Below are 13,761 nucleotides of genomic sequence, written 5' to 3'. Positions count from 1 at the left end.
GCCCTCAGAAATAGAGTCACTCAATAACCGATTGGAAGGATGTCTAGCATGTTTCAACATACAACAGTGTTATTAAAAGAAACGGTTGATGGATTGAACATCAAACCTGATGGAATTTACGTGGATTGTACTTTAGGAGGAGCCGGTCACAGCGAATACTTGCTTTCACAGCTTTCTGACAAGGGCAGGCTTTATGCTTTTGATCAGGACGAAACGGCGATCCGGAATGCTAAGGAAAAATTGGAAAGCTATGGCGAACGTATTGTTCTTGTTCCTAATAATTTTAAATACTTAAAAGAAGAGTTGAATGCCCGGGGAATCGAGAAGGTGGATGGGATTCTTTATGATTTAGGTGTGTCATCGCCACAATTGGATACACCGGAGCGGGGATTCAGTTATAACCATGATGCCCCTTTGGATATGAGGATGAACCAAAGTGCTGCCATTTCTGCCTATGATGTCGTGAATACTTGGTCATTCCATGAATTGATGCGAATTTTCTTTCAATATGGAGAAGAAAAGTTTTCCAAGCAAATTGCCAGGAAAATTGAAGCGGCACGTGAAATAAAACCGATTGAAACGACATTTGAGCTAGTTGAGCTTATTAAAGATGGGATACCGGCCCCGGCAAGACGTAAAGGCGGACACCCTGCGAAACGAGTATTCCAAGCAATAAGAATTGCTGTAAATGATGAACTTGGCGTCTTTGAAGATTCCTTGGAGCAGGCGATTTCACTCCTGGATATGGAAGGAAGAATATCTGTCATTACATTCCATTCGCTTGAAGATAGGATATGTAAAACGGTATTCAAAAAAGCTAGTAGCTTGCCAGACCTTCCGCCTGGACTACCGGTTATCCCGGAAGAATTCAAACCACCCATGAAAATAATAACGAGAAAACCAATCTTACCTTCAGAGGATGAATTGGAAGGGAATAATCGTTCTCGATCCGCTAAGCTAAGAATCGCCGAAAAGCAAAAATTATAGAAAAAAATCAGTAAGGGGGAACATGAATGAGTTCCATAGCCAAAAAAATACAAGAACAGCAATATGAAGACCAACAGCAGCAACAGACACATCAAACAGTGGTCATCCGTAAAGCGAAGATATCCATTGGTGAAGTTTTCTTACTATGTGCCCTTGCTATTATGGTTGCCTTTATGGGTGTGAAAATAGTTTCCAATCAAGCGGCCATTTATGAAACGAATAAAGAGATCCAGCAAGTTGAAAAGTCCATTGATGAACAGAGTAAGGTGAATGATGATTTGAAGGTGCAGGTTGCTGAACTTAGTACATACGAGAGAATTTGGAAAAAAGCTGCAGCGCTAGGGTTCAAGTTAAATAAGAATAATGTGAAGGGTGTGCAGTGATAATGCAGAAACAAAAAAATATGAAGCATGGGGCAGCCGGATTATTCTTCTTATTCGGCCTGCTCTTTTTTGTTTTAATCTGCCGCTTTTTGTATATTCAGGTGACAGGTACGGCCGGTGGGGAAGTACTGGCATCGAAAATGGAGAAGAAATATGAGCAAAAACAGAAAATAGAGGCAAAAAGGGGCAGCATACTCGATACAAAGGGTGAAGTCATCGCCGAGGATACCTCTTCCTATATTTTAAGGGCTGTGCTCAGTGAAAAGGAACCGGAGCACGTCAAAGATCCGGAAATGACCGCGGCCAAGCTCGCTAAATATATCGACATGGATGAACAGGAAATCTATGAGCGCCTTACGAAAGAAGGGGCATACCAGGTGGAGTTTGGAAGTGCCGGCAAGGATTTGACCCAGGTCGTCAAACAGAAAATAGAAAAATTGGAACTGCCGGGAATTACATTTGGAAGAACCAATAAACGCTTTTATCCAAATGGAATCTTCGCATCGCATTTGATTGGCTATGTAGAAAAAGATGAGAAAACGGGAGAAATGGCTGGTAAGTTCGGAATTGAAAGGTACCTTAATAAAGAATTGAAGGAAACGGATGGGGAGCTGACATATGACAGTGACTCATGGGGTCTTCTTTTACCGGATACGAAAGAAAAGGTGGTTGCACCGGATAATGGCAGTGATGTCATGTTGACCATCGACAAGAAGATACAAACTTTCTTGGAAGATTCGATGAGCAAAGTGCAAGAAAAATATGATCCCGAGCAAATCATAGCGATTGTGTCCAATCCCAAAACGGGGGAGATCGTGGCGATGGGGCAAAGGCCTACCTTCCATCCAACAACGAAAGAGGGGCTAACGGATACATGGCGTAACCTTGCTATTGAAGAAACCTTCGAACCAGGTTCAACCATGAAAACATTCACCCTTGCCGCGGCTGTCGAGGAAGGGGTCTTTAATCCAAATGATAGTTTTGTATCAGGAACTTACAAAGCGGGTTCAGGGGAAATTCATGATCACAGTGGCATTAAAAGAGGAAAGAACATGACCTTTCTTGAAGGGGTTCAACGTTCTTCCAACGTAGCTTTTGCTACTCTTGCTATGGATAAAATCGGAGCCGATACCTTCCGTGAGTATTTGACCAAGTTCGGTTTCGATAAAAAAACTGGGATAGATTTGCCAAACGAGATAACCGGTAAAATTCAATATAAGTATAAGCTTGAAAAAGTGACAACTTCCTTTGGACAAGGTTCGACCGTTACCCCAATACAACAGATCCAAGCAGCTTCCGCGATAGCCAATGACGGAAAAATGATGCAGCCGTACGTGATTAAAAGCATTTCGGATCAGGACACTGGAAAGGTTTTGAAAACGACAAAGCCAAAAGTGACTGGGGAACCGATTTCGGCAGAAAGTGCAAAACAAGTCCGTGACTATTTGGAAACGGTAATTTCTTCAAAAAATGGAACAGGGAAGAAATATGCCATTGATGGATATGATGTAGCAGGGAAAACCGGTACAGCACAAATTGCTGGTCCGACAGGTAAATATTTAGTAGGGAAAAATAACTATGTATTCTCCTTTTTAGGTATGGCCCCAAAAGATGATCCGCAATTGGTCATGTATGTGGCGGTCAAGCAGCCAAAGTTAGGCGTATCTTATGTGGGGGCGGACCCATTGTCAGAGATATTCAATCCTGTCATGCAAAATAGCTTGCAATATTTAAACATTAAACCTTCTGATGTGAAAAAACAAAAAGCAAATAAAATCATTGACTATACGAATCAAACGGAGAGTTCAGCAGTCAGGGAGCTGAAAGAACTTGGCTATGATGTAAGTACGATCGGAAGTGGGCGGAAAGTACTCGATCAATCGCCGAAATCCGGGAGTACACTCTTGCAGGGTGAAAAAATAATCTTGAGAACGGAAGGTGAAATGAAAGTTCCTGATATGAAAGGTTGGTCCTTACGCGATGTTATGAAATTAGCTAAGGTTGCAAAGCTAGATCTGCAAACTACAGGAACCGGGTATGTGAGTAAACAAAATCTTGAGGCAGGGAAAAAGATGAAGGAAGGTGACTCCTTCAAAATTGAATTATCCCAGCCTGAAGGGACTTCTGAAGATATACCGACTAAAGAGAAAACCGAGTGAAAATAAGGAGGGGGTGATCCAAACGGATCACTCCCCTCCTTATTTTTTTTGAATGTTTCTTAGTCTAGCTTGGAGTAGACAAGCATATATTGAAGCATGTATGAAATGGAGGTGCCTGTTTTTGCGTGTTTCGAATGTTACTGTCCGAAAACGGCTGGCGATCGCATTGGCAGTGGGTATCGTTGTTTTTTTTATCATTGATATCCGTTTGGGAATTGTACAATTCTACCTTGGGGATAAGTTGACGGGGTTAGCTAAAGACTCCTGGAGCAGGAATATTCCTTTTGAAGCGAAGCGAGGAGAGATTTTGGATCGGAATGGTGTGGAGCTGGCAACGAATATCTCTGCACCAACCGTCTATGTCATCCCGAGACAGATTGAAAATCCTGGGGAGACGGCTGAACAGCTTGCTTCAATACTGGATATGACTAAGGAAAAGGCTTATCAATGGTTAACGAAACAGGCGATGAGCGTCAGAATCCCGGAAGGCAGAAAGATATCTCATGAAAAGGCGAAGGAAATTAAGGCATTGGGTATAAAAGGTGTATATATCGCTGAAGACTCAAAGCGTCACTATCCATTTGGAGAATATCTTTCACATGTTCTTGGTTTTACGGGCTCTGATAACCAAGGATTGATGGGAATAGAATTGTCTTATGATAAGGAGCTAAGTGGAGAAAAAGGATTTGTTAAATTTTATTCGGATGCCAAAGGGAAAAGACTTGAGAATATGGCCGATGACTATAAGCCTCCTGTTGATGGGGATAACTTGAAGCTGACAATCGATAGCAAAATCCAGACAATCGTGGAGAGGGAGCTCGATAATGCGGAGGCAACGTATAATCCGGATGGCTTAATTGCCATAGCCATGAACCCGAATACCGGCGAAATATTAGCGATGTCCAGCAGGCCGACCTTTGACCCGGCCAATTTTCAAAATGTCCCCTCCGAAGTGTATAATCGCAATTTACCAGTTTGGAGTATATATGAACCGGGTTCGACTTTTAAGATCATCACCCTTGCTGCAGCGCTTGAGGAAGGGAAGGTAGATTTACAAAGGGAACATTTTTATGACTCCGGGCATGTGGAAGTGGCGGGATCAACGCTTCATTGCTGGAAAAGCGGAGGACATGGGGACCAAACGTTTCTTGAAGTTGTCGAGAACTCATGTAACCCTGGATTTGTAGAATTAGGGAACCGGCTTGGTAAAGACAAGCTGTTTAAATATATCAATGATTTCGGGTTTGGACAAAAAACGGGAATTGATTTAACGGGAGAAGGAAAAGGAATCATGTTCAATATGGATCGAGTTGGCCCGGTTGAGCAGGCAACCACTGCGTTTGGACAAGGTGTTGCAGTAACTCCCATTCAACAGGTGACAGCGGTATCGGCAGCTGTGAATGGTGGAACTTTGTATACGCCTTATATCGCAAAGGAACTGGTTGATCCAAAAACTGGTGAAGTATTAATGAGAAAGACCCCACAGGCCAAGAAAAAGGTGATTTCGGAAGCGACCTCAAAGAAAGTCCGTGAAGCACTTGAATCCGTTGTAGCGCAAGGCAGCGGTAAAGGAGCGTTCGTGGAGTCGTACCGAGTCGGCGGGAAGACAGGTACAGCGCAAAAAGCTGAAAATGGCCGATATCTTGAAAATAATTATATTCTGTCATTTATTGGTGTCGCTCCAGCTGATGATCCACAAATCGTCGTCTATATCGCGGTGGATAATCCGAAGGGTACGGTACAATTCGGTGGTGTCGTTGCCGCACCGATCGTTGGGAATATCATGGAGGATTCACTTAGGGCTATGGGTGTCAAGCCTAGAAAAAACCAGATTGAGAAAGAAGCGGTCTGGACAGATCCCGTTATGGTCGAGGTACCTGATGTTGTGGGCCTGAGCAAGAAAGAGTTGCAAACACAGCTCATCGATCTTAAGCTGGATATTGCCGGTAATGGGGATAAAGTCATAAATCAAGCACCAGATCCAGGTGTTAAAGTAAAAGAAGGCTCTACAATAAGAATTTATCTTGGCGAAAATACAGAATAAGTATAATATAATAGATGAATAGTTAAAGCGGCTGAAGAAACATCAGCCGCTTTGTTTACGGAGTCGAGATAACCCCGTATAATTAAAAATGGTTTCTCGACAAGCCAAGGCTAATCACATATAATGAATCCTCAAATTAAGTTGAGAGGGATGGAAAAATGAAGCTTCACAAATTACTATCTTATTTACACTCTTTATTCACCTATGAAGGAGAGAATCCTGAAATCACCTCCATTGAAAATGACAACCGTAAAGTCAAAGACGGAAGTCTATTTGTTTGTATAAAAGGTTATACAGTCGATGGTCATGATTTTGCCCAATCTGCTGTTGAACATGGAGCTGCGGCAATCATTGCCGAAAGGCCGCTTGATTTGGAAGTACCCGTGATCGTTGTCAGGGATTCAAGCAGGGCGATGGCGGTACTTGCCGATGCATATTATAGTCATCCGACCCAAAAGATGCGTCTTATTGGAATTACAGGTACGAACGGAAAGACGACCACCAGTCACTTACTTGAAAAGATTTTTGAGGATCGACATGAAAAAACAGGATTGATAGGCACGATGTATACAAAAATTGCCGATACGGTATATGAAACCAAGAATACGACGCCGGATAGCATTACGCTGCAAAAGGCTTTTCATGAAATGACCGAAGCGTCTGTCTCTACGGCCATAATGGAAGTTTCTTCGCACGCACTTGAACTTGGGCGCGTTCATGGCTGTGATTTTGATATTGCTGTTTTTACGAACCTCACACAGGACCATTTGGATTTTCATAAAACCATGGACAGATACAGACAGGCAAAATCCTTGTTTTTCTCACAGCTCGGAAATGCTTACATAGAAAATCGTCCTAAATATGCTGTACTTAATGCTGATGATGAGGCAACGGGTGATTTCATTAAAGCGACCGCTGCTACTGTCGTCACATACGGCATAGACAAAGAAGCCGATATCAGGGCCAGGGATATAAAAATCAACGCAAATGGCACATCTTTCACCTTGATAGCAGGTAAAGAAGAGCGTTACATTCAGCTGAAGCTCATTGGGAAATTCAGTGTTTATAATGTACTATCAGCCATTACATGCGCTTTATGCGCTGGGAACGATCTGGATGAGACAATTAGGTCCATCGAGGAAATAAAAGGTGTTGCGGGCCGATTTGAGCTCATTACAGCAAATCAGGGCTTCCCAGTCATAGTTGACTATGCCCATACTCCGGACAGTTTAGAAAACGTACTGAAAACGGTGGGGGAGTTTGCTGAAAAGAAAATTTTTGTAATAGTAGGCTGCGGCGGGGACCGAGACAAGACAAAGCGCCCTATCATGGCTGAAATTGCATACAGCTTGGCTACTGACCCTATTTTCACCTCGGATAATCCACGTAGTGAGGATGCAGCACAAATCCTTAGGGATATGGAAGCTGGTGTAGTGGGTAAACAATATACGGTTATTGAAGACCGCAGGCAGGCAATCGCTTATGCTGTTTCCAAGGCGGAAGAGGGCGACGTTATTTTAATAGCCGGAAAAGGGCATGAAACATATCAATTGGTCGGTGACGAAGTGCTTCACTTCGATGACCGTGAAGAAGCGGAAAAGGCAATTCAAAGACGTTTAGGTTCAGTTTGAAATCAACGTTGAATTAGCCCCGGCTACAAACAAGAAAAGACAACAAGTAGAATTTTATATTTGAATTGTGTTAGGAATGAGGGAGTAAGGAATGTTGGAACAAGTAATTTTTTATACGATTTTGGTGGCGTTTTTAGTAACCGTACTTCTTTCGCCGGTTTTCATCCCATTTTTAAGAAGGTTGAAATTCGGGCAAAGTATCAGAGAAGAAGGCCCACAATCACATCTTAAGAAAACGGGAACACCCACCATGGGCGGTCTGGTCATTTTATTATCGGTTACCATCGCTACATTGGTTATGACTTTTAAATTTTCGGTACCTTCAACAGAAACGTATTTATTATTATTCGTAACTTTAGGTTTTGGTTTACTAGGTTTCTTGGACGATTTCATCAAAGTGGTCATGAAGCGTAACCTAGGACTGACATCTAAGCAAAAACTGATTGGTCAAATAGTGATTTCGGTCATCTTTTACTTCGTCTTTAAGCAGACAGACCGTTTTAATCCGGAATTGACGATTCCAGGTACTGACTTTGCAGTTGATTTTGGCTGGTTTTATCTCTTTATCGTTATTTTTTGGCTGGTAGGTTTTTCGAATGCCGTCAATTTAACGGATGGACTTGATGGACTGGTCTCAGGCACGTCAGCCATTGCATTCGGTGCCTTTGCCATTTTGGCCTGGAGTCAGTCACAATATGATGTCGCTATATTTTCGGTGGCTGTTGTCGGTGCGGTACTTGGCTTTTTGGTATTCAATGCACATCCCGCAAAGGTATTCATGGGAGATACAGGGTCCTTGGCACTTGGAGGGGCGATCGCTACCATCGCTTTATTAACGAAGCTTGAAATTCTCCTGGTAATCATTGGCGGAGTATTCGTCATTGAGACGCTCTCGGTGATCTTACAGGTAGGATCTTTTAAAACGACTGGTAAACGTATTTTTAAAATGAGTCCGCTGCACCACCATTATGAGCTTTCTGGTTGGTCTGAATGGCGCGTCGTCGTGACCTTCTGGACAGTAGGCCTGTTGTGTGCGGTACTCGGAATCTATTTAGAGGTGTGGATATAATTGAAAGAGACAGTCAGGTATTCAGAGAAAAAAATATTGGTATTGGGATTGGCAAAAAGCGGAGTGATGGCAGCTTCGCTTCTACATAAATTAGGTGCATTCGTGACGGTCAATGACATGAAGCCGTTATCGGAAAATCCAGAGGCTCAAGGACTTCTAGAACAGGGAATCAAAGTCATCTGCGGTAGTCATCCGATTGAACTTCTTGATGAGGGCTTCGAATTGATCGTGAAAAACCCAGGAATCCCCTATCGGAACCCTATAGTAAAAGGTGCATTGGAAAAAGGAATCCCGGTAATTACGGAAGTTGAATTAGCTTATCAGATCAGTGAGGCCCCTTTCATAGGCATCACTGGTACAAATGGGAAAACGACTACGACTACATTGGTTTTCGAAATGTTGAAGACCGGTGAAAAATCACCGCTTATTGCTGGGAATATCGGGACGGTAGCTTCTGGTGTCGCCGAGAAAGCAAAATCCGATGATTCAATCGTCATTGAATTATCATCGTTTCAGCTAATGGGAATAGAAGAATTTCGTCCAGAAATCTCTATCGTGACAAATTTATATGATGCGCACTTGGATTATCATAGCTCCAAACAGGAATATGCAGAAGCTAAAGCTGCGATTGCAAAAAATCAAATAGCTTCAGATTTCATGATTTATAATGCAGATCAAGATGCTGTTATATCCATGGCGAAAAAGACCAAGGCTGAACTTGTTCCATTTTCAACTGAAGTGAAACATGAAAATGGAGCCTATGTTGAAGGAGGAGCCGTTTACTTCCGCGGAGAAAAAATCATTGAAGTTTCCGAGATCGCCCTTCCTGGAAAACATAATTTGGAAAATGTGCTCGCAGCTATTTCAGCGGCTAAACTGAAGGGTGTCGTAAACGAAGCCATTCAGACTGTACTGAAATCATTTTATGGTGTGGAGCACCGTCTGCAGTTCGTAGCAACGATCGAAAATCGTAAATTTTATAATGATTCAAAAGCGACGAACATTCTTGCAGCTTCCAAAGCGCTAACTTCCTTTACGGAACCAGTCATCTTATTGGCTGGCGGTTTGGATCGCGGAAATGAATTTGATGAGTTAAAACCGGCTATGAAAAATGTCAAAGCGGTGATAACTTTTGGCGAGACAGCTGAAAAAATTGAGCGGGTAGCCAAAGAAATAGGAATAACGAATATAAAACGTGTCGATAATGTAGAAAAGGCCGTACCGGCTGCATTTGAATTATCAAATGAAGGCGACTGTATTCTCCTCTCCCCAGCTTGTGCAAGCTGGGATCAATATAAAACTTTCGAGCAAAGAGGAGACATGTTTATGGAGGCCGTGCATAAACTTAAGTAACAGCTTTCGCAGAAAGAAGTGAACCTGCTTCTACGTTGACACCATGGAAAAAAGCGATAATGAGCCGTTATCGCTTTTTTTTTGACTAAAGTGCTGACAAGCAATCAGCCATTGAGTTTTATATTCGTACAGGCTCGAAAAACTTCCTAGAGGTGGATGTCCGTGCCATTAAAAAAATCGAATCCCGATCTCATTCTCATTATCGTCACCTTAAGTCTTTTGACCGTTGGGTTAATCATGGTTTACAGCGCGAGTGCCATTTGGGCAACATATAAATTTGATGATTCATTTTATTTTGCAAAAAGACAGTTGCTGTTTGCCTGCGTTGGGGTCATAGCCATGTTTTTCATCATGAATGTGGATTATTGGACGTGGCGGACTTGGGCCAAGATTTTGATCATCATTTGTTTCATTATGCTCTTGGCAGTGCTTGTACCTGGTATAGGGATGGCGAGAAATGGATCGAGGAGCTGGATTGGTGTAGGTGCCTTTTCTGTCCAACCTTCTGAGTTCATGAAGCTGGCAATGATCGCTTTTTTAGCTAAGTTTTTATCCGAACGGCAAAAGCTGATCACCTCCTTTAAAAAAGGAATGCTTCCGTCCTTGGGGTTAGTATTTTTGGCTTTTGGATTAATCATGTTACAGCCCGACCTTGGAACGGGAACGGTAATGGTAGGAACATGCATCGTCATGATTTTTATTTCCGGGGCAAAAGTCAGCCATTTTGTAGGCTTGGGGTTAATTGGGGTAGTTGGTTTTATCGGTCTGATTTTGTCAGCGCCTTACCGGATAAAGAGGATCACATCCTTTCTGGATCCATGGGAAGACCCTTTGGGTAGTGGCTTTCAAATGATTCAATCGTTTTATGCAATCGGCCCCGGGGGATTGTTCGGGCTGGGGCTTGGGCAAAGCCGTCAGAAGTTTTTCTATTTACCGGAACCGCAGACCGATTTCATTTTTGCCATACTTTCCGAGGAACTGGGGTTCATCGGAGGCTCACTGGTCATCTTGTTATTCGCGCTAATGCTTTGGCGTGGCATTCGAATCGCTCTTGGAGCCCCTGATTTGTATGGGAGCCTAGTAGCGGTCGGAATCATTGCAATGGTGGCCATTCAAGTGATGATCAATATAGGGGTTGTAACGGGATTGATGCCAGTTACGGGTATCACCTTGCCCCTCTTAAGTTATGGCGGTTCATCGCTGACACTCATGTTGATGGCAATCGGGGTGCTATTGAATATTAGCCGCTATTCAAGGTTCTGACATCAGGAAAATAAAACGTATGGCAAATGGGAAGTCCTGTAAAACATGGGCTTCCTTTTTTCATTCTTAAATTGAAAACCTTTGCAGGAAAACGATATTGAAGGGCATCTTGCGGAAATTTAGAAAAAAATGAAATGACACTTAAATATTACCATGTATGAAAGTTGGGGAATCCACAATAAATATTGGCAATACGTCTTTGTTTAGACTATAGTATAAGAGGGTTAGGCCATACTGGCGCTTGCTTCTGTTCATTTTTCTGCTTAAAAGGTGTTATCATTCTTGTAAAATAAGTGACCTCATGGAAGAGGAAATGAAAATCATTATTTGGAGTTTTTGGAACAACGAGGAGGTTTATCATGGATAAAGTGATAAAACAATTAACTGAAATGAAAATCGGCAAAGTTCTTGAACAGGAACCACTTGCGAATCATACAACTATGAAAATTGGAGGGCCGGCTGATTTATTCATCGTGCCATCTACCATTGAAAATATAGAGAAGACGATGCAGGTCATCAAAGACACAGCCATACCATGGACGGCGATTGGCAGGGGCTCAAACCTACTTGTCAGTGATGGCGGAATTGAAGGTGCCGTGCTTAAACTGGGGAAAGGACTTGACCACCTTGAGATAAATGGCGCGGAGATTAAAGCTGGAGCAGGTGTGTCACTTGTCAGCTTGTCCGTTCAAATCAGTAAAAAAGGGTATGCGGGATTGGAATTTGCCAGTGGGATTCCCGGTTCGGTCGGTGGAGCTGTCTATATGAACGCTGGTGCACACGGTTCCGATATGAGTGAAATCCTTAAGGAGGCACATGTTCTTTTTGATGATGGAACTTTAGCTTGGCTTTCGAAGGAAGAAATGGAGTTTTCTTATCGTACTTCTTTACTTCAAAAGAAAAGACCTGGAATCGTATTGGAAGCCATTTTTCAATTGACTGAGGGTGATAAAGCCGAAATCGTTGAAAGAATGCAGAATAACAAAAACTATCGTAAAGATACCCAACCGTATAATCTTCCATGTGCCGGGAGCATATTTAGGAATCCTCTTCCCCATCATGCAGGTAAATTGGTGGAGAATGCTGGCCTGAAGGGTCACTCGATTGGCGGAGCGCAGATTTCCCCGATGCACGGTAACTTTATCGTTAACACGGGTAATGGAAGTGCAGCGGATGTTCAAGCCTTGATCCAGCATGTGAAGGATACAGTGTATGATAAGTTTGGCATTGAAATGGAAACAGAAGTGGAAATTATCGGCCGGAAATAATAGAGGATTTATTTTTTATATCCAAATATTGTGGTATAATGTGTTACCTTTTAAGTTTAGAAATAACCAAATTTTGAGTTTGTCTAGTTTTCGTATTGTGTCATAAAACCATCCATTTTTTCAGGAAGAGGTGAAAGGGATGGAAAAGGGGAAAATCGTTTCCATTGAGGACCGCATCCCGAAATTAAAACAATTAAGAAAAAGCAAAGCAAACAGACGACTTGTTCTTTTGCTTTCCCTTTTCTTCATTCTGGTTGCTTGTGTGCTTTATTTCTTATCCCCGTTAAGCTATGTGAAATCCGTGCAGGTAGAAGGGAATCGCTATTTCACTTCCAAGCAAATCATTAAATTGAGTAAAGTGAAGAAGGATCGGAGCATTTGGAAGGTTGATACTGGTGCAGCAGCCGCTAATATTAAAAAAAATCAGGAAATAAAAAGCGTTAAGGTAACTCCTGTATTTCCTAATTCCATTAAAATTACGGTTTCGGAGCATAACAGAATGGCATATCTGTCCAATAATGGGAAGTTTGCTCCCATTTTGGAAAACGGGACCGTTTTGGATGAGCTAGCAACTGGTGAAATTCCAGTATTTGCCCCAGTTTTAATTGGTTTCAAAGAGGGTAAAGAATTAAAGTTGCTTTTAGAAGAGCTGGACAAGCTTCCTGTTGAGATTCAGAATGCCATTTCGGAAATTCATTATGATCCAACCAAAACCGATGTCTACCATATTGTCATGTTTATGAACGATGGGTTTGAAGTAAGTGCGACAAGCCGGACTTTATACGAGAAAATGATTCACTATCCATCGATTGTCAGTCAGTTGGATCCAAAGGTAAAGGGAGTCATCGATCTTGAAGTGGGTTCTTATTTCAAAGCATATAAAGACGCTGAACAAAAGGAAGACACGAATGATGAAAATTAAGGGCAAACGGGTGGTTTTACCCCTGGTTTGCGTGGTTCTCGGATTTATGATTGCCTTCTCTTACAATCTGACTAAAGATGGTAAAGGAGCAAGGAAGGACAAAGCCTGGGATCAAGAATATGAACTCAGGCAGCAACTGATTGAGCAAGAGGAACGGAACCGGGAACTTCAGAGGGAACTCCTTCAAAAGCAAGGAAATGTATCCAAAATAGAAAAAGAATTAGCGCAGGAAAAGCAGCTATTTTTCAATTTGGCAAAGGATACGGAGAAATACCGGATGTATCTCGGAAAAGTGAAAGTAAAAGGAACGGGCCTTCAGGTGACTCTTGAAGATGGTACAGACATGGGCTCAGAAGACAATGTAAATAACTACCTGGTTCATGAGCAGCATGTCTTCAAGGTTGTCAATGAACTATACATATCAGGTGCAGAGGCTATTGCAATTAATGGTCAACGGTTAAATCATGATTCCTATATAATCTGTAATGGACCTGTGATAACAATCGATGGCCATCAGCATCCTGCTCCATTTATCATTTCTGCAATTGGGGACCCGGATGTCCTTGGTGCTTCCCTGGACTTGCCCGGTGGTATTAAGGAACAGCTGGTTAATGAAAATATTATCTTTACAGTGGAAAAGCAAAAAAATATCATTTTTGATCCAATTATTGGAGGGTGATTA

At 42.3% G+C, this 13,761-nt stretch carries 11 protein-coding genes; all 11 read left to right on the top strand.

The window, feature by feature from the left end; genetic code table 11:
• The first annotated feature begins 48 nt into the window (after nt 1-48).
• Nucleotides 49-987 (top strand): 16S rRNA (cytosine(1402)-N(4))-methyltransferase RsmH, encoded by a 939-nt coding sequence (gene rsmH / locus ACQKMH_RS12275; RefSeq protein WP_427587750.1) that lies wholly within the window; start codon nt 49-51, stop codon nt 985-987.
• A 26-nt stretch (nt 988-1,013) separates the two neighbouring features.
• Nucleotides 1,014-1,370 (top strand): cell division protein FtsL, encoded by a 357-nt coding sequence (gene ftsL / locus ACQKMH_RS12270; protein ID WP_427587749.1) that lies wholly within the window; start codon nt 1,014-1,016, stop codon nt 1,368-1,370.
• Between the two features lie 2 nt (nt 1,371-1,372).
• A complete protein-coding gene (locus ACQKMH_RS12265; protein WP_427587748.1) occupies nt 1,373-3,529 on the top strand; it encodes a penicillin-binding protein in 2,157 nt (718 codons plus the stop codon).
• Between the two features lie 121 nt (nt 3,530-3,650).
• Complete coding sequence (locus ACQKMH_RS12260; protein ID WP_427587747.1) at nt 3,651-5,573, top strand: stage V sporulation protein D; 1,923 nt, start codon at nt 3,651-3,653, stop codon at nt 5,571-5,573.
• Nucleotides 5,574-5,731: 158 nt separating this feature from the next.
• Nucleotides 5,732-7,204, top strand: coding sequence for a UDP-N-acetylmuramoyl-L-alanyl-D-glutamate--2,6-diaminopimelate ligase (locus ACQKMH_RS12255; RefSeq protein ID WP_427587746.1), 1,473 nt, complete (start codon nt 5,732-5,734; stop codon nt 7,202-7,204).
• 91 nt (nt 7,205-7,295) lie between these two features.
• Entirely contained in the window at nt 7,296-8,273 is a 978-nt protein-coding gene (gene mraY / locus ACQKMH_RS12250) for a phospho-N-acetylmuramoyl-pentapeptide-transferase (RefSeq protein ID WP_427587745.1), read from the top strand.
• On the top strand, nt 8,274-9,626 hold the full coding sequence (murD, locus tag ACQKMH_RS12245; protein WP_427587744.1) for a UDP-N-acetylmuramoyl-L-alanine--D-glutamate ligase: 1,353 nt from the start codon (nt 8,274-8,276) through the stop codon (nt 9,624-9,626). It abuts the gene before it with no gap.
• A gap of 162 nt (nt 9,627-9,788) precedes the next feature.
• A complete protein-coding gene (gene spoVE / locus ACQKMH_RS12240) occupies nt 9,789-10,889 on the top strand; it encodes a stage V sporulation protein E (protein WP_427587743.1) in 1,101 nt (366 codons plus the stop codon).
• Between the two features lie 359 nt (nt 10,890-11,248).
• Entirely contained in the window at nt 11,249-12,157 is a 909-nt protein-coding gene (murB, locus tag ACQKMH_RS12235) for a UDP-N-acetylmuramate dehydrogenase (RefSeq protein ID WP_427587742.1), read from the top strand.
• 139 nt (nt 12,158-12,296) lie between these two features.
• Nucleotides 12,297-13,079, top strand: a complete 783-nt coding sequence (locus ACQKMH_RS12230) for a cell division protein FtsQ/DivIB (protein ID WP_427587741.1) — start codon at nt 12,297-12,299, stop codon at nt 13,077-13,079.
• On the top strand, nt 13,066-13,758 hold the full coding sequence (locus tag ACQKMH_RS12225; protein ID WP_427587740.1) for a DUF881 domain-containing protein: 693 nt from the start codon (nt 13,066-13,068) through the stop codon (nt 13,756-13,758). The genes ACQKMH_RS12230 and ACQKMH_RS12225 overlap by 14 nt, the downstream gene beginning before the upstream one ends.
• The last annotated feature ends 3 nt before the right edge of the window (nt 13,759-13,761 follow it).

Origin of the sequence: Peribacillus sp. NPDC097895 (assembly GCF_050277555.1) — a bacterium.
GTDB lineage: Bacteria > Bacillota > Bacilli > Bacillales > DSM-1321 > Peribacillus.
Note: the sequence above shows the minus strand (reverse complement) of the source record. Positions and strands in the feature narration are given on the sequence as shown.